Origin of the sequence: Aurantimonas sp. 22II-16-19i (assembly GCF_002088275.1) — a bacterium.
Lineage (GTDB): Bacteria > Pseudomonadota > Alphaproteobacteria > Rhizobiales > Rhizobiaceae > Jiella.
In genome coordinates, this window is the sequence record NZ_AQQS01000004.1 from 185,938 (window position 1) to 209,987 (window position 24,050).

Annotated in this window: 19 protein-coding genes and 2 pseudogenes; 16 read left to right on the top strand and 5 right to left on the bottom strand. The window is 68.6% G+C overall.

Annotated features, from left to right (window positions below):
• Positions 1-715 precede the first annotated feature (715 nt).
• Together ATO4_RS06150 and ATO4_RS06155 are read left to right on the top strand one after the other, a co-directional pair.
• Positions 716-1,435 carry a response regulator transcription factor gene (locus tag ATO4_RS06150; RefSeq protein WP_083590547.1) on the top strand — a complete coding sequence of 240 codons (720 nt, stop codon included), beginning with the start codon at positions 716-718 and terminating at the stop codon, positions 1,433-1,435.
• Positions 1,435-2,799 (top strand): HAMP domain-containing sensor histidine kinase, encoded by a 1,365-nt coding sequence (locus tag ATO4_RS06155; RefSeq protein WP_083590548.1) that lies wholly within the window; start codon positions 1,435-1,437, stop codon positions 2,797-2,799. Before ATO4_RS06150 ends, ATO4_RS06155 begins: the two co-directional genes overlap by 1 nt.
• 105 nt (positions 2,800-2,904) lie before the next feature.
• Here the strand turns inward: ATO4_RS06155 and ATO4_RS06160 are convergent, their stop codons facing one another.
• The 5 genes from ATO4_RS06160 to ATO4_RS27635 all read right to left on the bottom strand — a co-directional run bounded on the left by ATO4_RS06160 (position 2,905) and on the right by ATO4_RS27635 (position 7,199).
• Complete coding sequence (locus ATO4_RS06160) at positions 2,905-3,627, bottom strand: ABC transporter ATP-binding protein (RefSeq protein WP_083590549.1); 723 nt, start codon at positions 3,625-3,627, stop codon at positions 2,905-2,907.
• The gene (locus tag ATO4_RS06165) at positions 3,624-4,790 is read right to left on the bottom strand and encodes an ABC transporter permease (RefSeq protein WP_083590550.1); all 1,167 of its coding nucleotides are present in this window, start codon (positions 4,788-4,790) and stop codon (positions 3,624-3,626) included. Before ATO4_RS06165 ends, ATO4_RS06160 begins: the two co-directional genes overlap by 4 nt.
• Positions 4,787-5,809, bottom strand: a complete 1,023-nt coding sequence (locus ATO4_RS06170) for an efflux RND transporter periplasmic adaptor subunit (RefSeq protein WP_176222877.1) — start codon at positions 5,807-5,809, stop codon at positions 4,787-4,789. The genes ATO4_RS06165 and ATO4_RS06170 overlap by 4 nt, the downstream gene beginning before the upstream one ends.
• A gap of 371 nt (positions 5,810-6,180) precedes the next feature.
• Positions 6,181-6,459, bottom strand: a complete 279-nt coding sequence (locus tag ATO4_RS06175; protein WP_083590552.1) for a cysteine rich repeat-containing protein — start codon at positions 6,457-6,459, stop codon at positions 6,181-6,183.
• Between the two features lie 92 nt (positions 6,460-6,551).
• Positions 6,552-7,199 carry an SH3 domain-containing protein gene (locus ATO4_RS27635; RefSeq protein ID WP_083590553.1) on the bottom strand — a complete coding sequence of 216 codons (648 nt, stop codon included), beginning with the start codon at positions 7,197-7,199 and terminating at the stop codon, positions 6,552-6,554.
• A 288-nt stretch (positions 7,200-7,487) separates the two neighbouring features.
• On the opposite strand from ATO4_RS27635, the pseudogene ATO4_RS06185 reads away from it, so the two are divergent.
• The 14 genes and pseudogenes from ATO4_RS06185 to ATO4_RS28645 all read left to right on the top strand — a co-directional run.
• A pseudogene (locus tag ATO4_RS06185) lies at positions 7,488-8,029 on the top strand (transposase); the annotation flags it as partial.
• 438 nt (positions 8,030-8,467) lie between these two features.
• On the top strand, positions 8,468-9,556 hold the full coding sequence (locus ATO4_RS06190) for an endonuclease/exonuclease/phosphatase family protein (RefSeq protein ID WP_139802280.1): 1,089 nt from the start codon (positions 8,468-8,470) through the stop codon (positions 9,554-9,556).
• A 198-nt stretch (positions 9,557-9,754) separates the two neighbouring features.
• Positions 9,755-11,710 (top strand): patatin-like phospholipase family protein, encoded by a 1,956-nt coding sequence (locus ATO4_RS06195; protein WP_083590555.1) that lies wholly within the window; start codon positions 9,755-9,757, stop codon positions 11,708-11,710.
• A 311-nt stretch (positions 11,711-12,021) separates the two neighbouring features.
• Complete coding sequence (locus ATO4_RS06200) at positions 12,022-13,134, top strand: BMP family ABC transporter substrate-binding protein (protein ID WP_083590556.1); 1,113 nt, start codon at positions 12,022-12,024, stop codon at positions 13,132-13,134.
• A 7-nt stretch (positions 13,135-13,141) separates the two neighbouring features.
• Complete coding sequence (locus ATO4_RS06205) at positions 13,142-14,257, top strand: ABC transporter permease (RefSeq protein ID WP_083590557.1); 1,116 nt, start codon at positions 13,142-13,144, stop codon at positions 14,255-14,257.
• Positions 14,254-15,177 (top strand): ABC transporter permease, encoded by a 924-nt coding sequence (locus ATO4_RS06210; protein ID WP_083590558.1) that lies wholly within the window; start codon positions 14,254-14,256, stop codon positions 15,175-15,177. The genes ATO4_RS06205 and ATO4_RS06210 overlap by 4 nt, the downstream gene beginning before the upstream one ends.
• Before the next feature lie 17 nt (positions 15,178-15,194).
• Complete coding sequence (locus tag ATO4_RS06215) at positions 15,195-16,211, top strand: formamidase (protein ID WP_083590559.1); 1,017 nt, start codon at positions 15,195-15,197, stop codon at positions 16,209-16,211.
• A gap of 271 nt (positions 16,212-16,482) precedes the next feature.
• On the top strand, positions 16,483-17,205 hold the full coding sequence (locus ATO4_RS06220) for an isochorismatase family cysteine hydrolase (RefSeq protein WP_245308593.1): 723 nt from the start codon (positions 16,483-16,485) through the stop codon (positions 17,203-17,205).
• Positions 17,205-18,314 (top strand): ring-opening amidohydrolase, encoded by a 1,110-nt coding sequence (locus tag ATO4_RS06225; RefSeq protein ID WP_083590560.1) that lies wholly within the window; start codon positions 17,205-17,207, stop codon positions 18,312-18,314. Before ATO4_RS06220 ends, ATO4_RS06225 begins: the two co-directional genes overlap by 1 nt.
• Positions 18,314-19,915 carry an ABC transporter ATP-binding protein gene (locus ATO4_RS06230; RefSeq protein ID WP_083590578.1) on the top strand — a complete coding sequence of 534 codons (1,602 nt, stop codon included), beginning with the start codon at positions 18,314-18,316 and terminating at the stop codon, positions 19,913-19,915. The genes ATO4_RS06225 and ATO4_RS06230 overlap by 1 nt, the downstream gene beginning before the upstream one ends.
• Positions 19,915-20,538: pseudogene (locus ATO4_RS06235) on the top strand (isochorismatase family cysteine hydrolase); the annotation flags it as partial. The gene ATO4_RS06230 and the pseudogene ATO4_RS06235, both read left to right, overlap by 1 nt.
• 128 nt (positions 20,539-20,666) lie before the next feature.
• Positions 20,667-21,008: a cupin domain-containing protein gene (locus ATO4_RS06240; RefSeq protein WP_083590562.1), complete on the top strand. Its 342-nt coding sequence runs from the start codon at positions 20,667-20,669 to the stop codon at positions 21,006-21,008.
• Between the two features lie 310 nt (positions 21,009-21,318).
• Positions 21,319-23,124, top strand: a complete 1,806-nt coding sequence (atzF, locus tag ATO4_RS06245) for an allophanate hydrolase (protein WP_083590563.1) — start codon at positions 21,319-21,321, stop codon at positions 23,122-23,124.
• Between the two features lie 65 nt (positions 23,125-23,189).
• Positions 23,190-23,843 (top strand): GntR family transcriptional regulator, encoded by a 654-nt coding sequence (locus tag ATO4_RS28645; RefSeq protein WP_280940482.1) that lies wholly within the window; start codon positions 23,190-23,192, stop codon positions 23,841-23,843.
• The last annotated feature ends 207 nt before the right edge of the window (positions 23,844-24,050 follow it).

A 24,050-nucleotide genomic window follows, 5' to 3' on the forward strand; every position in this document is an offset into this window, starting at 1 on the left:
GTGAAGATCGGGCTGGGACGGGCCGGAAGCGGCCGGTCCGCTTCCGGGGGTGCGGATAGCTGCCGTTCCGCTCACTTGAAGGGTTCCGAGCGCCGCGAGGCGTACGAAAGTCGCCGAAGAACGAACCCGCGGGATGCCGGTGTCGGGTCATGGAATCTTCGGCTGACGGGGGTGTCGGAATGAGTGATACCAGTGGCCCGGGAGGCTGACTCCCGGGCCACTGGTATCGAGCCTGCGCGGCGCTTGAGCGGGCACCCCTTGGCACCGGTCGAAGACCGGGGCCGACGGTATGATATCCTCGGCGAAGCGTCGTTGATTTTGCCTCGGGACACCGTCGATGTCTTTGCGGCACCGATGCGAAGGAAGGCTCGCTGGTGCGGCTCGCGAGGGTGATTTCAAGGACTGGCAGGTGAGGGCCCGAGCCCCGGATTGCGCCATGCGGGGGTGATGGCGACACGATGCCATGCCGGGTCATGGCAAGCACTTTCGGGCTGATGAGGTGCGCGGTGGCGGACCGCGTGGTTGTCGCCAGCGCAGGAACATCCCGACGACAGTCATGTGTCCGCCGCAGCAGGGGCAGGGCGGGCGGATATCGGGTCGATCCGAGGCTTGCGGATCTTCTTCGGGGAGGCAGGTCCCGGCCAACGGGCGAGGATTCGTGGAGCGTCGCGATAGGTGCTTGCCTATCCCGGCACCATGGCGGACACAGAAACCCATGAGCACGCGCGCGGCCCTGATCCTGATCGTCGAGGACGATCCCGACATCCGCCATCTCGTCACCGACCTGATGGCACGGGAGGGTTTTGCCGTCGAACAGGCCAAGGACGTTGCGGCCGCCGAGGCGTCGATCGCGCGCAAGCGGCCGGACGTCGTCATCCTCGACCTGATGCTGCCGGGAGAGGACGGCCTGTCCTTCTGTCGCCGCCTGAGAGCCCGCGACGCGCTGCCGATTCTCATGCTGACCGCGAAGAGCGACGAAATCGACCGGGTGCTCGGGCTCGAGATGGGGGCGGACGACTATCTCGTGAAGCCGTTCGGGCCGCGCGAGCTGGTCGCCCGGGTCCGGGTCATCCTTCGGCGCCGGCAGTCGCCCGCTTCGCTCCCGCCGCCCTCCCGCCGGTTCGGTTTCGCGGGCTTCGTGATCGACATCGACGCTCGCGAACTGACGACCGAGGATGGTCGAGCGATCTCGCTCACGACAGGCGAGTTCGACCTCCTGTCCTGCTTCGTCCAGCGGCCCCGCCGAGTGCTGACGCGCGACCAGATCCTCGACTGGACCCGTGGCCGCGAGGCCGACCCCTTCGACCGGACGGTCGACATGCTGGTCTCCCGGTTGCGCAGGAAGCTCGACGCCGCGCAGCCGGGCTCGAACCTCATCACCACGATCCGCAATGGCGGATACCTGTTCGTCGCACCGGTCAGACCGGTTTCGTGATGCTGCGCCTGAGCCTCGCCGCGCGCCTCAGTGTTCTCGTCGTCGCCGCGCTGTTGACGGTGTGGTTGATTGTGCTCGGGCTCTACTATCTGGGCTTCGAGGGCGGTGTCGACGGCGCCTTCCCCTCGGCCAGGAAGGTGGCCACAATCATTCGCCTGGTCGAGGAGACGCCACCCGACAGGCGTCCACTCCTCCTGGAAGGCTTGAGCTCGGACACGCTGGAGGTGAGCCTGGCCGCTCCCGGTGCGCTTGCGGTCCGACCGGAAGGACGCCGGGAGGTCGCTGCGGAGCTTGCGAAACGCTACGAGCCGGCGTTCGGGGGGCGAGACGCCGTCTTTGTGGCCGTGCCGCGGGGGCTCATCCAGGAGAGCTTTCCCAGGCTCTTTGGGACCGCAGTCAATGGCCTGCAGTTCCGCATTGCCCTGGGGACCGGCGACACCCTCGTCATTGACACCCGGAACACGACCGTACGCTCGCGGCTCGGGCTACCAGTGGGGTTCGGAGCGGGTTTTATCGGGACGATGCTGGCGCTCCTCGCCTTGATCGTGATGCAACGTGAGATCCGGCCGTTGCGGCGATTGGCGATGGCGGCCGACCAGATCGATCTGTCGAGCGACCCGGTGCTGATCTCCCCACCCAGACGATCCACACCGGAAATTCGTTCGCTCGTCGATGCATTCAACAGGCTGCAATTGCGACTGTCACAGCTCCTCAAGGCGAGAATGGCCTTGCTCGGCGGTATCTCGCACGACGTGCGGACGGTCGCGACGCGGCTCCGGCTTCGGCTCGACCGGCTTGCGGACGGGCCGGATCGGCAGCGGGCGATCCAGGACATTGCCGACATGACCCGCCTGCTCGACGACGCGCTTCTCGCGAGCCGGGCCGGCGCCGGCGAGCTTCAGGAGGAGCTCGTCGAGCTCGACGAGCTCGTCGCGATGGAGGTCGAGGATCGTCGGGAGGCCGGCGCGCTGGCCAATCTCGTCGTTTTCCCCGAAGCGCGGGGTGTCACAGTGCTCGGCGATCGGGTGGCGCTGCGGCGTGTCGTGTTCAACCTCGTGGGCAATGCGCTGACATACGGTCACGTCGCCCATGTCGTGCTCGACGCAGGTCCGGGCGAGGCGAAACTGACGGTGGACGACGAGGGCGACGGCGTGCCCGAAACCATCAGGGCCATCGTCACGGAGCCGTTCGTGCGCCTGGAAAGCTCCCGCAGCCGGGAGACGGGCGGCGCGGGGCTCGGCCTGACGATCGTGCGCAACCTGGTGGAGGCCCATGGTGGAGAGCTGTCCGTCGGAGACGCGCCGGGCGGCGGGGCACGCTTCACCGTCCGGCTGCCGCTGTTCGATGCCGCAGCGGGACGCTGAGCCCGACAGCATCGGCCCGAAGATCGGGATCGACCCCCGGAAAGCACGACCGTCGATTCAATGAGTTGGAGCGTCCTTTGCGCGTCCGAATGGACGCACGGCGCGCTACGCCGGCTGGGCGGTCTCGACATTCCGCGCACGTTCCGCGACGACGCGTCCATCGGCGAATTCGATCGTCCGGTCAAACAGGTCGAGCGATCGCGGGTCGTGCGTGACGACAAGGACGCCCGCCCGCCGGGCCGTCGCGATCTGTCTGAACAGCTCCATCACCTGGCGCCCGCGCACGCTGTCGAGAGCCGCTGTCGGCTCGTCGGCGAGGATGAGCGGCGGGTCGTTGGCGAGGGCCCGGGCGATCGCCACACGCTGCTGCTCGCCGCCCGACAGGCGCGAGGGCCTGTTGTCGACGCGGTGGCCGAGCGACAGGCCATCGAGAAGCTCGACAGCGTAGTCATGCGCCGCGTCCGCCGGCACGTCGTCGATTTCGAGCGCCAGTGCCACGTTCTCGGCGGCGGTCAGGAACGGGATGAGGTTCGCCTTCTGGAAGACGAAGCCGATGTTGCGCCGGCGGAAGTCGCGCAGGCGGTCGACTTTTGCCCCCGGCTCCGAGACGAGCGTCCCGTTGATGTGGACGTCCCCCCGCGTCGGCGGATCGAGGAGCCCCGCGATCAGCAGGAGCGTGCTCTTTCCCGAGCCGCTGGGGCCTGTGATGCCGATCAGCTCGCCCGGCGCCACGTGCAAAGAAACACCGTCCAGCGCTCGCACGACGGTGTCGCCGCTTTCGTAGTGCTTCGCCGCATCGCGCACGACGAGGACGGGGTGACCGCTCAAGACAGCACCTCCTGCGCCCTGACCTTCAGCGCCCGCTTGATGCCGACCACGCTGGCGAAGGCGCAGATGACGGCCACGGCGCCGAAGAGCAGAGCGAGATCGGTCGTGCCGATCACCACCCGGCGAGGGAAGAACGGGAAGACGGCGAAGGAAGCCGCCACGCCGAAGGCGAAGCCGCCAACGCCGACGAGGCCTGCCTGCTGTGCGATCATGCCGACGATGACGGAGTTGCGCGCACCGATCAGCTTGAGCATGGCGATCTGGTGCAGCTTCTCGATGGTCATGGTGTAGATGATCAGCGAGACGACGATCGCCATCACCACAAGCAGCACGACGGTGAAGGCGAGGATCTGGATCCTCAGCCGCCAGAGGCGCTGGTTGAGGAGAAGGTCGCGCTGACCCTGCCGGCTCAGCACGTTCGCGTCGCCCCAGCCTTCGATCGTCGCCTCGACGGCTCGTGGATCGGCGGCAGGCGAAAGGCTGACGAGGACCGCCGCGATCTTGCTCTCCTGCTCGACCGAGCTGCCGGCGCCTCCCGCCTCCGCCGGGGCGCTCCCGGAACTGGCGCGTGCTAGCAGCACCTCCTCGCTCGTCCTGCGGCGCGCGATCGACATGGCATCGTTGACGCTCACGAAAAGAAGGCTGTCGCCCTGCATGTCGACCATGCCACGCGTGATGCCGACGATCGTGTAGTCGTCCTGGCCGAGGCGGATCCTGTCGCCCTGGGCGAGGCCGAGGCTGACGTCGGCGATCGCCTCGAAGTGGCCGCTTGCGAGGTGGCGGCCGCGGATGAGCGGCAGCCATCCGCCCACGTCCTTGGGGTAGTCGAGCCCGGTGATGGTGGCGCGCTTCATGCGGCCCTCGAACTCGAACTGCTGGCTCGACTGCACGTAGCGCCGCACCTCGTCGATGCCCGGCAGTCCGGAGACGCGCCGGTCCATCTTCGAGGAGATCGCCGAGCTCTCGGCGAAGGGGCCGGCGCGGCCGCCCTGCACGACCCAGAGGTCGGCGCCGATCTTGTCGATCACCAGGAGCGCGTCCTCCACGATGCCGCGATAGAGACCGATCATTCCGATCGAGGCCGTGATCAGGAAGCCGACGCCGATGACCGTCAGGAGGAAGCGGCCGAGGCCGAAGCGAACGTCCTTGAGGGCAAGGTTCATGGTGCGTCGCCCGCGCCGCGCACCCGCATGCCCTCGAAGATCCGGCCGGGCGACAAAACGACGTCACCCTCCCGAAGCCCGGACCTGATCTCGACGAGGCTGCCGCCGATCTCGCCGAGCTCGACGGGTATCCAGCTCGCGCGGCCCTCGAAGAGCGTCCAGACGCCGGCCTGCCCGTCCCGGCGCACGATGTCGCGGCTTGGCACGGAAATGACGTCGGCCTTGACCTCGACCGCGATGACCGCCGTGCCGCGCTGTCCGATCGCCCAGTTCCGGGGCAGTTCGTCAGGCGCGACGTCGACCGTGAACTCGCGCGTCTCGGTGTCGACCTGCCGGCTGAGCCGCAGCACGTGGCCCGGGATGATCTCCCCGGGCTGGGAGACGAAGCGCAGATCGACCTTCTGCCCGGGCTCGACGGACGCGATCGCGCTCTCGTCGAAGCGGGCCTTGAGGACGATCGTGGAGGGGTCGACGATCTCGACGATCGGCGCGCCGGGGGTCGCGATGTTGCCGGCATTCTGCTCGCGAGCGATGACGACACCGTCGAAGGGGGCACGGACGGTCGTCTCTTCGAGCTGCGCACGGTGCAACTCCACGGTGGCCTCGGCCGACCGCTCCTGCGCTTCGGCCTGGGCGACGGCGGCCTCGGCCGCGGCCATGCCCGCCTCGGCAGAGCGAAGGGCGGCCTGCGCCTCGTCGTAGCTCCCCTGCGGGGTCGAATTCTTCTCGAGCAGGATTGATTGGCGCCGGAACGTCGCCTGCGCATTCGCAACCTCCGCCTCGGACCGCTCGCGCTCGGCCTTCGCCTGGAGAATGGCGACCTTGGCCGCCTCCTGCGAGGCCACGACCGCCTGGAGCTGGCTCCTGAGGTCCTCGGAGGCGATCTCCGCGATCACCTGCCCCGCCTTCACCGCGTCGTTGAGGTCGACGTCGATCGCGGCGATTCGGCCCTGCACGCGGGCACTGACGGCGCTGCGGTTGGTCGCGTCGAGCGTGCCTGGTCCATTGCGTTCGACCACCAGCGTGCTGCCGGCGACAATCCGGCCCACGACCTGCCGCGGCAGACCGTAGCGGAGCGCGAGAAAAACGCAGGCGATTGCCACACCGGCGGCCACCAGGATGATGAATGCTCGCCCCTTCCGTCGCGGCCGGGAGGCCGGGCGAGCGCTTGCAACGCGTGCAGGGCGCGCCCGGTCCTGGTCATGAAGATGAGAGCTGTCGTCCGAGGAAGCCACATGACCCTCCAGAGTGGCCGGACCACCGGCGGCAGTGCCGGTTCGCGGCAGAGGCGAGAGCGCAGAGCCGGCCGCAACGCCGGCCTGTCTGGTCGCTTGGATCGACATGATCGGCTCGGATCTTCCGGGGCGGGGGCTTGCCTCGACCCTGCCGTCTAGCGGTTCAGGATCTCGGTGAGCTTTGCCTTGCAAGGCTCCGAAAGCCGTTCGCTGTTGGCCCGCAGGCAGGCCGCAATCCGGCCGTTGCCGGGTTCGATGCCGTCACAGAGCGACCTGACATCGCTGCGGCAGATCCGCGCGACCTCCCGAGCCTCTGCCCGGGTGAGGTTGGGTGGGGTCTGCGCCTGGGCGAGGCCGGCCCCGAGGCCAGCAGAGAACAGCGCGAAGATGATGGCTGCCACCGGCATGGGCCGGGCGAGGATCAGGTTTTTCATGGTCGTCGCATCCTTGTTTCGTTTGGGGGAACAGCAAGGGGTGCCGAATTGTGCGCCGCCTGCTTCTGTGCCTTCAGGTGACGCAAATCGGCTTACCAGCGGACACCGCCGGTCCTTGTCCGCGTGCCACCGTTCGGGCCGACGACCCTGCGGCCGCCGACACATCCGCGAGGGCCGCACGCATGAGCGCCCGAGACGGTGCCGCCATTGGGACCCGTCACCGTGCCGGCGCCGGCACAACCGCGGGGGCCGCAGCCACGCGCCCCCGAGGCGCTGCCGCCATAGGCGCCGGTGACGGTGCCGGCACAGCCGCGAGGACCGCACCCTGCGCTTGCCGTTCTTCCGCGCGGCGGGCCGTAATAGGCCGGGCCTCGGTAGTACCAGGGGTAGCTGGCGTAGTAGCGATCCCAGTAGACGGCAGTGAACGTGACCACCGGCAGGCCGACGCGCGGCCCGACGACCACGGTCGTTCCGGCAACGACCGTCGTCAGGTAGCTTGCCGAGACCCAGCCGCGGGCGCCGGCATAGCCGACGTCGCACCATGAATAGTCCGCGAGACAGCCATGGGCGGCGACCCGCGCGCCCTGCGGCACGACCCTGACGATGGGATAGGCTGTGCCCGGCCCGGCGCGCAGATTGACGTCCGCGGTCGCGACCGAGCCCGTTGCCGCGGATGCGGCGCCGCTGGTCGTCGCAAGCGCGACGGCGAAGGCTGCCACAGCCAGGGGATTGCGATTCATCTTGCACCTCGATGTGAATGAGTGGGCACCGCATCGTCGACGGGGCCCGATGCCGTTGACCACTCTTGTCCCGTCACATCGATGAAGGATGGGCGTAAACGGGCTTTGGGAGCTGTGAAACAGCTCTTGTCGATTTGTCACCCTCCGGTAACAACCGCGCAGCGGCCTGAACTGCGCGTCTGAAACCGAGAGGGGGACGCGCGGGGCCGCAAGACGCTCATGCGACAGCGCGTGATCGATCGCCGCCGTTCTCTTCGCCAAACTGACTCGGCGAAAATTGAAGCGCGGCGCGGCGTGAAGCTGGTCATTGCGGACGACCACAAGGGGTTGCGCGCCGCCGCGCGCCGGGTGTTCAACGCCACCCACCAGCGCTGCCGCATTCACTGGATGAGGAACGCGCTCGCCCATGCGCCGACGAAGCAGCGCATGGCGGTTGCGGCGATGCTGAAGACGATCTTCGCCCAGGAAACCAAGGCCGACGCCGAAACCCAGTGGGAAGTCGTTGCCGACGCTCTCCGAGAGAAACAGCCCAAACTCGGCGCCCTGATGGATGCCTCTCGCGACGACGTGCTGGCCTATATGTCCTTTCCGCGCGAGCACTGGGCCTGGATCGCGTCGACTAACCCACCGGAACGGGTAAACCGCGAGTTGAAACGGCGGTCGGACGTCATCGGAATCTTCCCCAACGACGAGGCCATCGTCCGCCTCGTCGGCGCCCTGATGCTGGAAACGAACGACGAGTGGGCCGTCGCGCGACGCTACATGAGCCTTGAAGCGCTTGTCCGCATCACCGACAATCCACCATCAGGCTGCCCGCCGTGGCCGCCTGACCAGCCTCGGACCTCTCCGAAGGTCGGCGCTCATACACCATCCCAAGGGACATGATCGGGCCCTTCGCCGCCAGAGTCAGGCACCTTGTCGCATTGCGTTGCCTGACGGCAGCATTTGCAGGGGTTCCGCCGATCGTCGGAGTGGGGGGGTGGGGAGCCGCAACAAGCGGGGTGACACGCCGCTTTCCCGCCTGACACGGGCGCCCGTCGGACATCGGCGGCGCTCTCGACATCGCCCCCGGCTCTGCGTCCGGGGCGATTTCGTTTCTTGCCCGCGGCAGGCGAGGGGCGGAATCCGGCCGGATGGGGCCGCGTTCGGGAACTGATGGCGTCGACGGGCGTCTCTCCCGGGACCTTCCCTTCCTCGGCGTGAGCGCGCGGCGTCTCGGACGGGGTCGACCCGCCGTTCCCGCCGTTCCAGATCCGATCGAGGCGTTCGTGAAAAGGCTGCTGCAGATCTGTCTCGCCGTCGTCCTGCTGCTTGCCGCGGCGGCGACGCTGCTGCCGCTCATCGAGGCCAATACATGGTGGATCCGCTACACCGACTTCATCCGAATCCAGGTGAGCATCGTCCTTCTCGCCTTCCTCGCCGGCGCACTCGCCTGGATCCTGTTCTCGCGCCGCTCCGCGGTCGCGCTCGGCACCGTCGCCGTGTTGCTCCCGCTGCTCGGCTACCAGGCCTCCAAGCTCCATCCCTATTCGCCTCTGGTGGCGCCGGTCGCGCCCACCCGGGCCGCCTGTCCGGCGGAGGCTCGGGTGAAGATCCTCAGCGCCAACCTCCGGCGCGGCAACCGCAACGCCGACGCCTTCCTGGACCTCGTGCGGTCGCGGGATCCGGACATGGTCTTCGCCATGGAGACCGATGACTGGTGGGACCGGCAGCTGGCGCCCCTGTCCGACCGCTATGCCCATGTGGTGCAGGACATCCCCCGCGACGCCACCTATTACGGGCTTCACCTCTTCTCGAAACTCGACCTCATCGACCCGCGGACCGTCCATTATTTCGACGCGGACACCCCGACGGTGACGACGGGCGTCCGGCTCGCCTCGGGGGCGACGTTCACCTTCGCCGGCGTCCACCCCCGCCCGCCGCAGTCCTTCAGCCAGCCGACGACGCTGCGCGACGGCCATCTGGCCAAGGTGGCGCTCGACGCCGCCATCTCGGATCGCCCGGTGGTCGTCGCGGGGGACTTCAACGCGGTCTCCTGGGAGCGGATCTTCCGCCAGATGGCACGGGTGGGCGGCTTCCTCGATCCCCGCATCGGACGCGGGCCGATCCCGAGCTACGCCGTCGGCAACCCGCTCATGGCCTGGCCGCTCGATCATGTCCTGTTCCAGGCCGATGTCGGCCTGATCGGGTTCGAGCGACTGCCTGCCATCGGCTCCGACCATTACCCGATCATGGCGACCCTCTGCCTCGATCCCGGCGAGGTTCAGGATCAGCGCGCGCCGACCCCCGCGGCGGACGATGTCGAGGAACTTCGCACCGCCCTTCGCTCGGCCGAGGCGATCGACACGGCGGACTGACGCAGGCGCCATCGGCGCGCCGACGCCCGGCGCGCTCCTCCACCGGAGTCCGGTTCTTCCGCAAGGGCGCTTGCGGCGTTACTGCAGGGAGCCACGGCAATATCGCAGACGAGCGCAGGATCAGCGTTTCACAGACGTCGTGTTGTGTATTTTGCGGTTCAATTCTAGGATGCGGTCCCAGCAACGGGAGGGTTGTCGATGGCGTTGGCATCTCGCACGGGCGCGCAAGAACCCACCGAGCCGGCCGGTCAGGCCGGATCCGACGCCGGTCTTCTCGAATGCGATCTGATCATGAAGGGCGGGATCACGTCCGGCGTGGTCTATCCCGGTGCCATCGCCAGGATCGCCGAGACCTACAGGCTGCGCGACATCGGCGGATCCTCGGCCGGGGCGATCGCCGCGACCTTCGCCGCCGCGGCCGAGTACCGCCGCCAGACCGGCGGCGGCCGGGCCGGCTTCGACGCCATCCTTTCGGCGGGCGACGAGCTCGGCTGCCGGCTGAAATCGCTGTTCCAGCCGACGCCGGCGCTGCGCCCGCTCTTCGCCCTCCTCGAGGCCTTCATCTCGACGCCGCATCGGACCTTCGGCCGGAAGCCGGCCTTCGCGAGGGCTTTGCTGAGCGCCTTCTGGCCGGTGTGGCTCGCCATGGTCGCGCTGCTGGTCGTCGTCGTCGCGCAGGCCACCGAGACCGGCAGTCTTCGCGTCATGGGGCTGCAGATCCTCCTGGTGCTGCTCCTTGCCCTCGGCGCCGTCATCGGCTGGATCTGGGTGCTGCTGTTCGAGACATTGCCGAAGAACGATTTCGGCCTGTGCTCCGGGCTGCGCCCGAAGGGCTCGAAGGAGGAGGCCTTCTGCGAATGGATCGCCGACAAGATCGATGAGATCGCCGGCAAGACCGGGCCCGGCGGCACACTCGGCGAGCCGCTGACGGTCGGGGATCTCGACGGTTTCGGCGACTGCAAGGGCATCCGCGTCGCCGCGATGACCACGGATCTGTCGTCGGGCCGGCCCTATCAGCTGCCGCTGAAGACCCGCACCCACTGGTTCAGCCGCGGCGAGTTCGAGGCGCTGTTTCCACCGCGGATCGTCAACTATCTCTGTGCGAAGGGGGAGCGCCGGACGCCGCTCGCCGACGATCCCGAGGACGTGCCGCGCGATCTCCACAAGCTGCCGGTGGGAGGCGACTTCCCGGTGCTGCTCGTCGCCCGGCTCAGCCTCAGTTTTCCGATCCTCATCCGCGCGGTGCCGCTGTGGCGCGTCGACTACGACCATCTCGATCCCGCTCGCCACGCGATGCGCCGCTGCCTGTTTTCGGACGGCGGGATCTCGTCGAACTTCCCGATCCACTTCTTCGACGCGCTGCTGCCCTCCCGCCCGACCTTCGGGATCGCGCTCGACAGTTTCGACTGCGTGCGGCACACGAAGCGCTGCGACGGAGCCGGCGACCCGGAGGCGACGGCTTTGTGCGCAGAGGAGGGCCTGTCTGCCGAGCGCGTTCACCTGCCGGAGAACACCCTGCGCAGCGACACGCTGCCGGTGCAGGGGATCGGCGGGCTCTTCGACTTCTTCTACCGGATCGTCAACGTCGCCAAGGACTGGCAGGACACGCTGCAGTCGCGCCTGCCGGGCTATGCCGAGCGCATCGTGACGGTGCGCCTCGTCGACGGCGTCGAGGGCGGGATGAAGCTCGACATGCTGGAGCCGACCGTCCAGCGCCTGATCGACCTTGGCAAGGAAGCCGGCGCGCTCCTCGTCGACCGGTTCGACATGACGGAGCACCGCTATCAGCGCGCGATGACGAGTTTCTCGGCGCTGGAGCCGGCTCTCGCATCGCTCGCCCAGGCCTACCGGACGCCGCTGCCGGACGGCTCGGGCGTGCCGCGGTCCTATGACTGGGTCCTGACCGACTACGACCTCCCGAACAGCCCGCCCGCGGCATGGCGTGAGACGCCCCTCAAGGTCTTTGCTGAGGCCTTGGCCGAGATCGGCCTCGATGCGCGGCTGCGCTACGACGCCAAGAACAGCATATATCGGGAACGCGGTCCGGTGTTCGATGGAACCGTCAGGCTCGTCGCGTCGCCGGATCGTGTCCCCGGCGACTTGCGAAGCTGGGGCGCATGGTGCGCGCCGCCCGATCCTCGCCCGCACACGTGACGGCCGGCGACAGGAAGCACATGGCGCAGTTGGCGGTGCGGACTTTACGGCGCGTCCGGCAGAACTCGCGATGGCATCGTGCTGATTGCATGCAATCATGCAGACTGCCCAGAAATCGCGCATCGCTTCCGCCGATCCCCCTCGCAAACTCCCGCAATTGCAGTCTCCGTCGCTTGGCACGCTGATTGCATGCAATCCCGTTCGAGGCCTCGGGGCGCCGTATGCGGCTCCCTGGGGGCCAGGGCAACGGGTGCCGCGCAGCTCTCCGCATGGCGGCGGGCCGCCGGCCGAGGACCAGGGAACCGAGAGGGATGAGCATGTTTGAAATGAACCGCCGCCGCTTCCTGATGACGGGCGCCGCGCTTTCCGCCGCGCCCTTCATCGGCCGGATCAACCCGGCCTTCGCCGCCTCGCTGACCGCCGGCTTCATCTATGTCGGCCCGCGGGACGACTATGGCTACAACCAGGCCCATGCCGAGGGCGCGGCGGCGATCAAGGACATGGCGGGGCTCACGGTCATCGAGGAGGAAAACGTCGCCGAGAGCGACGCCGTCGTCAAAACCATGGAATCGATGATCCAGCTCGATGGGGCGGGCCTGCTCTTCCCGACCTCCTTCGGCTACTACAACCCCTTCGTCGTCGACACGGCGAAGAGCTATTCCGACGTCCAGTTCCGCCATTGCGGCGGGCTCTGGACCGAGAACGACCCGAAGAACGCCGGCTCCTATTTCGGCTATATCGGCACGGCGCAGTATATCTGCGGCATCATCGCCGGCCACATGACCAAGTCGAAGCGCCTCGGCTTCGTCGCCGCCAAGCCCATCCCGCAGGTGCTCCTCAACATCAACGCCTATACGCTGGGCGCGAGAAGCGTCGATCCGGAGATCACCACCCAGGTGATCTTCACCGGCGACTGGGCGATGCCGGTCAAGGAAGCCGAAGCCGTCAACGCTTTGATCGATCAGCGCGCCGACGTTTTGACCTGCCATGTCGACAGTCCCAAAGTGATGGTCCAGACGGCTGCCGGCAGGGGCGCCTTCGTCACCGGCTACCACACCAGCCAGGCGCCGCTGGCGCCCGAAAAATACCTCACCGGCGCCGAATGGCACTGGGCGACGGTCTACAAGATGTTCGCCGAAAAGGCGCTGGCCGGCGAGGAGCTGCCGAATTTCGTCCGCGGCGGCCTTGCCGAGAATTTCGTCAAGATCTCCGACTACGGCCCGGCCGTCACCGAGGCGGCCAAAGCCCAGGCCGACGCCGTCAAGGCGGAGGTGATGAAGGGCGGCTTTGCCGTCATCAAGGGGCCGCTGAAGGACAACAAGGGCAACGAAGTCGTCGCCGCCGGCACCGAATATCCCGAGACCGCCATCGAACTCGAGAGCATGGACTACCTCGTCGAGGGCGTCGTCGGCTCGACCTCGTGAGGCGGCGATGAGCGAGATCACCGAGCGACCGGGTTTTGCCGGCCTCCTCTCCCGCCCGCTCATCGGCGAGGCGGGCAGGCGGCGGCTGGAAGGCTTTCTCATTCCGCTGATCGCCCTTCTCGCCGGGCTGGCGCTGTTCGGCGTCTTCATCGCCCTGAACGGCAAGAGCCCGGCGGAGTTCTACCAGCTGGTCTATCGCGGCGGCTTCGGGACGTGGTTCTCGCTCCAGAACACCATGACGCGGGCAGCGCCGCTGCTCCTCACCGCGCTCTGCGTGGCGCTTCCCGCCCAGCTCGGCCTCGTCGTCATCGGCGGGGAGGGGGCCTTCGTCCTCGGCGGCCTCGCGGCGGCCGTGGTCGGCCCGCTCTTCGGCTTCGCGCCGGGCTCGCTCGCCATCCTGATGATGGCGCTCGCCGGCCTCTGCGCAGGGGGCCTCTGGATCGGTCTCGTCGGCGCGATGCGGCACTATCGCGGCATCAACGAGACGATCTCCAGCCTGCTCATGGCCTATATCGCCATCGCCCTGATGAACCACTTCGTCGAGGGTCCGCTGAAGGATCCGGCGAGCCTCAACAAGCCATCCACCGTGCCGCTGCCCGACGACATGCGGATCGGCGAGATCCCCGGCATGGACGTTCACTGGGGCTTTGCGCTCGGCATTCTCGCCTGCCTTGCCGCGGGCTTCGTCCTGTCGCGCACCACCTTCGGCTTCGCCGCGCGGATCGCCGGCGGCAATGCCAGGGCGGCCGCCGTGCAGGGGCTTCCCGTCGGCTGGCTGATCCTCGCCTTCACGGCGGCCGCGGGCGCCGCCGCGGGCCTTGCCGGGATGATCCAGGTCGCGGCCGTGCAGGGCTCGGCCAATGCCTCGCTGGCGGCGGGTTACGGCTATACCGGCATCCTCATCGCCTTCCTCGCTAGGCAGAACCCCATCGCCATCATCCCGATGGCGCTGCTCATCGGCGGCATCGACGCCGCCGGCGGCTTCATCCAGCGGCGGATGGATCTGCCCGACGCCACCGTCCTCGTGCTTCAGGGGATCCTCTTCGTCTCGATCCTCGTCTCCGAAACCCTGTCGGGCCGGCTTCTGCCGAGCCGCAACGCCAAGGCGGGAGCTGCGAAATGAACGAGGATCTCGGTCTCTGGGCGGTGCCGATCGCCGTTCTCGGCGGCATGCTGCGGGTGTCGACGCCGTTTCTCTTCGTCAGCCTCGGCGAATGCGTCACCGAGAAGAGCGGCCGCATCAATCTCGGCCTCGAAGGGACCCTCGTCTTCGGCGCCATGGCCGGCTATGGCGGCTCCTATCTCACCGGCAATCCCTGGGCAGGCGTGCTGCTGGCCGGCCTTGCCGGAACCCTGTTCGGCCTGCTTCACGCGGCGCTCTGCTCGCTGCCGCGGGTCAACGACATCGCGGTCGGCATTGCCCTGATGATCCTCGGCTCGGGGCTCGCCTTCTTTTTCGGCAAGCCGCTGATCCAGCCGGCCGCACCGATGCTGCCGAGCCTGTCGCTCGGCGGCTGGTCGGACGTTCCGCAGCTGCGCTCGGCGCTGGAGGTTTCGCCGCTGCTCCTGATCGGGATCGCCGTCGCCTTCGTGCTGCTCTTCGTCTTCAAGCGCACGCGGATCGGGCTGATCCTGCGCATGGTCGGCGACAGCGCCGATGCGGCACGGGCGATGGGCTATCCGATCATCCCGGTGCGCGTTGCGGCGACCGCCTTCGGCGGCTTCATGGCCGGCATCGCGGGCGCCTATCTGTCGCTCTATTATCCGGGCTCCTGGAACGAGAACATCTCGTCCGGCCAGGGCCTGATCGCCGTCGCCCTGGTGATCTTCGCGCGGTGGAACCCGCTCGCCTGCCTCGGCGCGGCGCTGATCTTCGGCGGGGCAGGGGCGCTCGGCCCGGCGCTCCAGTCGGTCGGCGTCACCTCGGGCTACTATCTCTTCTATGCCGCGCCTTACATCCTGACGCTCGCCATCCTCTTCGCCACCTCCTCGCCGCGCCGGGCGCTCGAAGGGGCGCCGCGCGAACTGTCCATCACCAAGTAAACACAGGGAGCCACGCCATGAACGGACTGGGCGGTCTCAACAAATCCGAAAACGGCGTCGTCATCGGCTGCGTCCAGCTGCAACTGCCGACCGTCGTCACGAAAGCGGATCTGAAGGCGCAGACGGACAAGATCGTCGCTATGGTCGGCAAGGCCCGGCGCAATCTCGGCACGATGGATCTCGTCGTCTTCCCGGAATACTCGCTGCATGGCCTGTCGATGGACACCAACCTGGAGATCATGTGCCGGGTGGACGGGCCGGAGGTCGCGGCGTTCAGACAAGCCTGCGTCGACAACAGGATCTGGGGCTGCTTCTCGATCATGGAGCTCAACCCCGGCGGCATGCCCTACAACACCGGCCTCGTCATTGACGACACCGGCGAAATCGTCCTCAACTATCGCAAGCTCCACCCTTGGGTGCCGGTCGAGCCCTGGGAGCCCGGCGACAGGGGCATTCCGGTGATCGACGGGCCGAATGGCTGCAAGCTGGCGCTGATCATCTGCCATGACGGCATGTTCCCGGAAATGGCTCGCGAATGCGCCTATAAGGGCGCCGAGATCATGCTGCGGACCGCGGGCTACACCGCGCCGATCCGAAACTCCTGGCGCTTCACCAATCAGGCGAATGCCTTCCAGAACCTGATGATCACCGCAAACGTCTGCATGTGCGGCTCGGACGGATCGTTCGACTCGATGGGCGAGGGGATGATCGTCGACTTCGACGGCACGGTGATCGCCCACGGCACGACCGGGCGGGCCGACGAGATCATCACGGCGGAAGTCCGCCCCGATCTGGTTCGCGAGGCGCGGGCCGGCTGGGGCGTCGAAAACAACATCTACCAGCTCGGCCACCGCGGCTATGTCGCGGTGAAGGGCGGGGCGCAGGACTGCCCCTACACCTTCATGCACGACATGGTGGCCGGCAAATACCGCGTGCCGTGGGAGGACGAGGTCAAGGTCACCGACGGCACCTCCTGCGGCTTCCCGGCGCCGACGCGGGTGTTCGGCGAACGCTTCAAGGACGCGGCGGAGTGATGGGGACGGCTTGCTCATGCACGCGGCAGGCTGGAGCACCCCCCTCTGCCCTGCCGGGCATCTCCCCCACACGGGGGGAGATCGACCCTGCTCGAATGTCGTCCGCCAGCCGCGAAGACCGGTGCCTGCGCAAACGCTTCAGGATAGCAGGCGAACGGCTAAGCCTCCGATCTCCCCCCTTGTGGGGGAGATGCCGACAGGCAGAGGGGGGTACCGCCGCACGGCGCCCGACCATCGCGCCGATCGCCAACCCCGGACAAGGAGCCCGCCGATGACCACCACCCTCGAGCGCGTCGACGCCGCCATGGTCCCCGGCGGCCGAACCGTCGCGTCCGATCCCTATCCCTGGCCCTTCGACGGCAATCTCACGGCGCGGAACACCGCCATCGTCGTCATCGACATGCAGGTCGATTTCTGCGCCCCCGGCGGCTACGTCGACTCCATGGGCTACGATATCTCCCTCACCCGGGCCCCTATCGAGCCGATCGCGAAACTCCTCGCCGTCGCCCGCGCCAAAGACTTCACCGTCATCCACACCCGCGAGGGCCACAAGCCGGACCTCTCCGACCTTCCCGCCAACAAGCGCTGGCGATCGCAGCGGATCGGCGCAGGCATCGGCGATCAGGGGCCGTGCGGGCGCATCCTGGTGCGCGGCGAGCCCGGCTGGGAGATCATTCCGGAGCTTCAGCCGATTGCCGGCGAGCCGATCATCGACAAGCCGGGCAAGGGCTCGTTCCTCGCCACCGACTTCGACCTCGTGCTGCAGACGAAGGGCATCCGCAACATCGTCCTCACCGGCGTCACCACCGACGTCTGCGTCCACACCACCATGCGCGACGCCAATGATCGCGGCTATGAATGCCTCGTCCTGTCCGACTGCACCGGCGCGACCAAGCTGGAAAACCATCTCGCCGCCCTCGACATGGTGAAGATGCAGGGCGGCGTCTTCGGGGCCGTTGCCACCAGCGACGCCTTCGTCGCGGCGATCGCCTGATGCGGCGGGCGCTCGTCCATCGGATCGCCACCGCCGCGCCGGACGACGCCTCCGGCCTGGAAGAGGCGATTGCGGCCGGGCGCATCGATCCGGCCGGGATCGTCGCGATCCTCGGCAAGACCGAGGGCAATGGCTGCGTCAACGATTTCACCCGCGCCTTCGCCGTCTCGGCGCTGACGGCCTGCCTCGCGAAGCATCTGCCCGGCGAGACGGTGGCGGGCATCGCCATGGTGATGTCCGGCGGCACCGAGGGCGCCCTTGCGCCGCACATTCTCGTTCTCGAACGCCGCGACGTTCCGGATGAAGCGGGCGAGGGCCCGGCGCTGGCGATCGGCGTCGCCCATACCGGCGATCTCGGCCCGGAGCATCTCGGCCGCATGGGGCAGGTCTGGCTGGTCGCCGAGGGCGTCGCCAAGGCGATGCACCAGGCGGGAATCGACGATCCGCAGGACGTTCATTTCGTCCAGATCAAGTGCCCGCTTCTGACCGCCGGGCGCATCGCCGGCGCCGAGGCGCGCGGCGAGACGACGGCCACCCGCGACACGCTGAAATCCATGGGGCTTTCCCGCGGCGCCTCGGCCCTCGGCGTTGCCCTGGCGCTGGGCGAGATCGAGGCCCATGCCATCAGCGACGCGGCGATCGGCAGGGATGTTGCGCTCTGGTCGGGCCGGGCCAGCGCCTCGGCGGGGGTCGAGCTCCAGAACCACGAGATCGTCGTCCTCGGCATGAGCAGTGCGTGGACCGGGCCGCTCGCCATCGACCATGCGGTGATGGCCGACGGCATCGATGTCGAGCCGGTGCGCGCGGCCCTCGCGCGACTTGGCTTTTCCGCCAAAGGCCAGCTTTCGGCGGAGGATCGCCCGCGCCTCGTCGCCCTCCTCGCCAAGGCCGAGCCGAGCTCCAACGGGCGCCTGCGGGAAGCCCGCCACACCATGCTCGACGACAGCGACATCGCCGCCACCCGGCACGCCCGCGCCTTCACCGGCGGCGCGCTGGCCGGGCTCACCGGCCTGACGGAGCTCTTCGTCTCCGGCGGCGCCGAGCATCAAGGACCGGACGGCGGCGGCCCCGTCGCCATCATCGCAGCGCGCCAGAAGGGAGAATGCTGATGTCCGCCGTCGCCATCATCGAAGACGTCGCAGAGCCGGCCCCCGTCGCCGAACGGCGCGGCGTGCGTCCGCTGCTGGAAGCCATCGGCCTCACCAAGCGCTTCGGCGCCTTCACCGCGCTCAACGCCGTCTCGATCGAGCTTCATGCCGGCGAGTTTCATGCGCTTTTGGGCGAAAACGGCGCCGGCAAGTCGACCCTCGTCAAATGCATGCTCGGCTACTACCACCCTGACGAGGGCTCGGTGATCCTCGACGGGCGGGAACAGACGATCGCCAGCCCGCGCGACGCCAGGCGCCTCGGCATCGGCATGGTCTACCAGCATTTCACCCTGGTGCCGTCGATGACGGTGCTGGAAAACCTCGTGATGTCGCGCACCGAGGTGCCGCGCGTCATCGACTGGAAGTCCGAGCGCAAGGCGTTGTCGGCGTTTCTCGAGACGATGCCGCTGAAGGTGCCGCTCGACACCAAGGTCGACCGGCTGTCTTCCGGCGAACGGCAGAAGACCGAGATCCTGAAGCAGCTCTATCTCGGCTCCCGCGTCCTCGTCCTCGACGAGCCGACCTCGGTGCTGACGCCGGACGAGGCGCGGGAGGTGCTGGGTTTCCTGCGCGATCTGGCGTCCCGCACCGGCATGGCGGTGCTCTTGATCACCCACAAATTCGCCGAGGTGACGGCCTTTTGCGACCGGGTCACGGTGTTGCGCAAGGGCGCCGAGGTCGGCGCCGGCAAGGTCGCCGAGCTTTCCACCGCCGACATGGCCGGCATGATGATCGGCGAGCGGGAGCTCGCCGCCGTGCCGGACCGCGTGGTCCATGCCGGACAGCGCGAGCCGGTGCTCTCCGCCCGCAACCTCGTCGCCGGGGATGCGGGGACGAGAGGCTCCGTCGCCATCGACAGTCTCGAAGTCCGGGCCGGCGAGATCGTCGGCATCGCCGGCATTTCCGGCAACGGCCAGACCCGGCTGGTCGAACTGATCTCGGGCCAGGCGCGGCCGGACGCCGGCGAGCTCCGCGTCAAGGGACAGGCCTACGACGCCAGCCGCGCTGCGGCCCAGGCGATGAAGGTCCGCTGCCTGCCGGAGGAGCCGCTGCGCAACGCCTGCGTCGGCAAGATGAGCGTCGCCGAGAACCTCGCCTTCCGCGCCTTCGACCGCGACGGCGAGGGCAAGCCGCGCCGCCTGCTCGACAAGGGCGGTATGCGCCGGGAGGCCGAGCGGCTGATCGCCGCCTATGCGGTCAAGACGCAGTCGCCGTCGGCAAGGATCGAGACCCTCTCCGGCGGCAACGTCCAGCGCGCCGTGCTCGCCCGCGAATTGTCCGGCGAGACAGACCTGCTGGTCGCGGCCAATCCCTGCTTCGGCCTCGATTTCGGCGCCGTCGCCGACATCCGGGCGCAGATCCTCAAGGCCCGCAACGATGGCGCCGCCGTCCTCCTCGTCTCGGAGGATCTGGACGAGGTCGTCGCCCTGTCGGACCGCATCGCCGTGATGTTCGAGGGCCGCATCGTCTTCGAATGCGAGGGGGGCGAAAAGGCCGACACGCGCGAGATCGGCGCCCATATGGCCGGCCACTCGGCCGCCGGAACAGAAGGGCTTCACTGATGGTGACGGTTGCGGCAAGGCCGTTCGACTTCAAGCTCGATCCCGCCCGGGTGGCGCTGATCGTCATCGACATGCAGCGCGACTTCCTGGAGCCCGGCGGCTTCGGCGAAAGCCTCGGCAACGACGTCGCCCGGCTTCAGGCGATCGTGCCGGCGACGGCCCGGCTGATCGAGGGGTTTCGCGCGGCGGGTCGCCCGGTGATCCACACCCGCGAATGCCATCGGCCGGACCTTTCCGACTGCCCGCCGGCAAAACTCGCGCGCGGTGCGCCGGGATCGAGGATCGGCGACGAAGGGCCGATGGGCCGCATCCTGGTCGCCGGCGAGCCGGGGGCGGAGATCGTGCCGGAGCTGTTTCCGGCCGAGGACGAGCTGGTGATCGACAAGCCGGGGAAGGGCGCCTTTTATGCCACCGACCTTTCGGCCCATCTCGAGGCGCTCGGCGTCGCTCAGCTGGTTTTCGCCGGCGTGACGACGGAGGTCTGCGTCCAGACGACGATGCGCGAGGCCAACGACCGCGGCTTCGAATGCCTGATCGCCGAGGACGCGACGGAAAGCTATTTCGCCGAATTCAAGCGGGCGGCGATCGAGATGATCGTGGCGCAGGGGGCCATCGTCGGCTGGGCCGCGCCGGTGGCGGCGATCGTCGCGGGGTTGACTGCGGTCGAGGGCGAGCAGGCATCAGATAGTCGCTCCGTTGCCGAGCCTGCAGTCGTCTCGCCGGCGCCGATCGGTTTCGGGGCAGGGTTCTGATGCCGAAGATTTTCCCCGGCCTCGGCGCTCTCGACCTTGCCGCCGTCACCTTCGAGCCGTTCCGCCACGGCGTCGAGATCGCCCGGCTGTCCGGCGAGGGCGACAAGGGCGAGACGGCGCTGCTGCGCTACGCCCCCGGCGCTTCGGTACCGATGCACGAGCACACCGGCCTCGAGACCATCCTCGTCCTCTCCGGCTCGCAATCCGACGACGACGGCACCTATCGGGCGGGGGACCTGGTGCTGAACCATCCCGGCAGTCGCCACCGGGTGTGGTCCGAGGAGGGCTGCACCGTGCTGATCTCCTGGGCGGCGCCGGTGCGGATCTTGGGGGAGGGATGACCGCTCTTGTCGTCGCAGGCCGAGCCCCTGCGCGCGCCCCTCTGCCCTGCCGGGCATCTCCCCCACAAGGGGGGAGATCGATCGCGCGCGAGCGCCAAGGCTTAGCTCCGGTCGATAAGGCTTGCACCCGCCGCCATGGAACGACGCCAGCGCCGAAGCTGCCGATCTCCCCCCTCCTGGGGGAGATGCCGGCAGGCAGAGGGGGGCGCCGGAGGGCACTGCGCCCCCCGCAGATCAGCTGGTTCCGGCCAGGCATGACCAAAACCCACGACCGACCATAAAAAACTGAAAATCCCCGGGGAGGGGAGACATGACCGACCTGCCGACCGTTCTCGATTTCGCCAGCCTCAGCGCCCTCTACGCCGCCGGCACCACGCCCGCCGAGGTGATGGCCGCCGTCGCGGACCGTATGGAAAGCTGCGATCCTGCCGCCTTCATCGCCAGGCGCACCCGCGCCGACATCCTCGCCGACGTCGAGGCGCTGCTGGCCCGTGCGCCGGAACCGAACAGCCTGCCGCTCTGGGGGATGCCCTTCGCGGTGAAGGACAATATCGACGTCGCGGGTCTTCCCACCACCGCCGGCTGTCCGGACTACGCCTATCACCCGGCGGCCGACGCCACCGTCGTCAAGCGGCTGCGCGAGGCGGGCGCGATCCTCATCGGCAAGACCAATCTCGACCAGTTCGCCACCGGCCTCAACGGCACGCGCTCGCCCTATGGCGCGCCGCGCTGCGTTTTCGACGCGTCCTACGTGTCCGGCGGGTCGAGTTCGGGATCGGCGGTGGTCGTCGCCGCCGGCGTCGCGGCCTTCGCGCTGGGCACCGACACCGCCGGATCGGGCCGGGTCCCGGCGGCCTTCAACAACATCGTCGGCATCAAGCCCTCGCCGGGCCGCGTGTCCACCACCGGCGTCGTGCCGGCCTGCCGGTCGATCGACGTCGTCACCGTCTTCGCGGCGAGCGTCGCCGACGGCATGGCGGCGCGGCGGATCGCGGAAGGGTTCGATCCGGCCGACGCCTATGCCCGCCGCTTTGCCGACGAAGCTTTGCCGCGGACGCTGCGGATCGGCGTTCCGGGCGAGGACGAGCGGGAATTTTTCGGCAACGACGCCTATCGGGCGCTTTACGACGCCGCGATCGAGCGGGCCGAGGCCCTCGGCGCGACGATCGTCACGTTCGACTACCGGCCGTTCCGCGAGGCGGCGGCGCTGCTCTACGAGGGGCCCTGGGTGGCCGAGCGCCTCGCCGCGATCGAGCCGTTCCTGAACGAGCGGCCGGACAGCCTCGATCCCACCGTGCGCAGGATCATCGAGGGCGGGCGAGCCATGACCGCCGCCGACGCCTTTCGCGGCGCCTACCGGCTGGAGGCGCTGCGCCGGGAAGCCGAGGCGGAATGGGCGAAGGTCGACGGCCTGATGCTGCCGACCTCGCCGGACATCCAGACCGTCGCGGCGATGCGGGCCGATCCGGTCGCGCTGAACGCCCGCTTCGGCCGCTTCACCAACTTCGCCAATTTCTTCGGCTGCGCCGCCATCGCCGTGCCCGCGGGCTTCACCGAGGCGGGGCTCCCCTTCGGCGTCCAGCTTGTCGCCCCGCGCGACACCGACGAGGCGCTCGGCGCCTTTGCGGCCGCCCTGCACCAGGCGGCCGGCTGCGGCGCCGGGCTCGATCGCGGCTTCGCGCCGCCGGCTCAGGCGACGGCTTCGCAGGCAGAGGACGACCGGCTGCAGATCGCCGTCGTCGGCGCCCATCTCGCCGGGATGGTCCTCAACCACGAACTGACCGGACGCGGCGCGAGCTTCGTGCGGGCGGCGAGGACCGCGGCCGACTACCGGCTCTTCGCCCTCGACACGTCGCCGCCCAAGCCCGGGCTGGTCCGCGAGCCGGGCTTCGGCGGCGCGGGGATCGCCGTGGAGATCTGGTCGCTCGGGGCGGCGGCCTTCGGCGATTTCGTCGCCGCCATTCCGGCCCCCCTCGGCATCGGCAAGCTGGCCCTCGACGACGGATCGAGCCTGCCCGGCTTCATCTGCGAGCCTGCGGGCCTTGCCGGCGCGAGCGAGATCACCGCCTTCGGAGGATGGAAAAACTACCTGACATCGCGCAACAGTGGCGCGTGAGATCCGCCTGCCGTGACGGCCCCCTATAACCAGGCCCGTGACGAGCCCCCGGTGACGAGAGCGTTGTGAAGAAGCGTACCCAGGCCGACATGATCCGCGAGGCCCTCGCCGACAGGATCGTCCACGGCTATCTGAAGCCCGGCGATCCCCTCGACGAGACCTCGCTCGCCGCCGAATTCGGCGTTTCGCGCACGCCGATCCGGGAAGCCTTGCGCCAGCTCGAGACGAACGGGCTGGCGCTGTCGCGGCCGCATCGGGGCGCCATCGTCACCCGGCTCTCGGCGGTCCAGCTCGACGAGACCTTCGTCGTCATGGCCGAACTCGAGGCGTTGTCGGCGCGGCTGTGCGCGACGGCACTGGCGGGCGAGGCGCTGCACCGCCTGCAGAGCCTGCACGACGGCGGGGCGGAAGCGGCCCGGGCGGGCGACGTCGCCGCCTACCGGCTGCACAACGAGCGCTTCCATGCGGCGATCTATGCCGGCTCGGGCAACGCCTTCCTGCAAGAGACCGCGCTCGCCGTCCGCCGCCGCCTCGCACCCTTCCGCAACCTGCAGTTCGAGGCCTTCCGGCGGCCGGAACTGTCGCACCGCGAACACGCCGTGATCGTCGACGCGATCATCGCGGGCGACGGCGACAAGGCCGCCACTGCCATGCGAGACCACATTCTGATCGTGCGCGAGGCGGTGGATCTGGTGGAACTGGCGGAGGCGAGGCCGTAGGGTCGCGCCGCCGGCGTGCGCCAGTTCGGTCTGTTGAACGCGCCCGATCCGACGTCAGGGGGGTATCTTGCGAACGCCAAGTACTTCTGTGAGTTCCACCGTCGACCCAATGGACCCATGGCAACTGAAGCCCTCTGCAGTCTATGTTCGATTTGGACTAGTGGATTAACCGAGACAAAAGCATCCCTTTGGGGATTCCAACGCGCC

What these genes read in the sequence shown, in the direction of transcription:
- ATO4_RS06150 (WP_083590547.1), top strand. Translation starts at nt 716, where the DNA reads ATGAGCACGCGCGCGGCCCTGATCCTGATCGTCGAGGACGATCCCGAC.
- ATO4_RS06155 (WP_083590548.1), top strand. Translation starts at nt 1,435, where the DNA reads ATGCTGCGCCTGAGCCTCGCCGCGCGCCTCAGTGTTCTCGTCGTCGCC.
- ATO4_RS06165 (WP_083590550.1), bottom strand. Translation starts at nt 4,790, where the DNA reads ATGAACCTTGCCCTCAAGGACGTTCGCTTCGGCCTCGGCCGCTTCCTC.
- ATO4_RS06175 (WP_083590552.1), bottom strand. Translation starts at nt 6,459, where the DNA reads ATGAAAAACCTGATCCTCGCCCGGCCCATGCCGGTGGCAGCCATCATC.
- ATO4_RS27635 (WP_083590553.1), bottom strand. Translation starts at nt 7,199, where the DNA reads ATGAATCGCAATCCCCTGGCTGTGGCAGCCTTCGCCGTCGCGCTTGCG.
- ATO4_RS06195 (WP_083590555.1), top strand. Translation starts at nt 9,755, where the DNA reads ATGGCGTTGGCATCTCGCACGGGCGCGCAAGAACCCACCGAGCCGGCC.
- ATO4_RS06200 (WP_083590556.1), top strand. Translation starts at nt 12,022, where the DNA reads ATGAGCATGTTTGAAATGAACCGCCGCCGCTTCCTGATGACGGGCGCC.
- ATO4_RS06205 (WP_083590557.1), top strand. Translation starts at nt 13,142, where the DNA reads ATGAGCGAGATCACCGAGCGACCGGGTTTTGCCGGCCTCCTCTCCCGC.
- ATO4_RS06210 (WP_083590558.1), top strand. Translation starts at nt 14,254, where the DNA reads ATGAACGAGGATCTCGGTCTCTGGGCGGTGCCGATCGCCGTTCTCGGC.
- ATO4_RS06215 (WP_083590559.1), top strand. Translation starts at nt 15,195, where the DNA reads ATGAACGGACTGGGCGGTCTCAACAAATCCGAAAACGGCGTCGTCATC.
- ATO4_RS06220 (WP_245308593.1), top strand. Translation starts at nt 16,483, where the DNA reads ATGACCACCACCCTCGAGCGCGTCGACGCCGCCATGGTCCCCGGCGGC.
- ATO4_RS06225 (WP_083590560.1), top strand. Translation starts at nt 17,205, where the DNA reads ATGCGGCGGGCGCTCGTCCATCGGATCGCCACCGCCGCGCCGGACGAC.
- ATO4_RS06230 (WP_083590578.1), top strand. Translation starts at nt 18,314, where the DNA reads ATGTCCGCCGTCGCCATCATCGAAGACGTCGCAGAGCCGGCCCCCGTC.
- ATO4_RS06240 (WP_083590562.1), top strand. Translation starts at nt 20,667, where the DNA reads ATGCCGAAGATTTTCCCCGGCCTCGGCGCTCTCGACCTTGCCGCCGTC.
- atzF (WP_083590563.1), top strand. Translation starts at nt 21,319, where the DNA reads ATGACCGACCTGCCGACCGTTCTCGATTTCGCCAGCCTCAGCGCCCTC.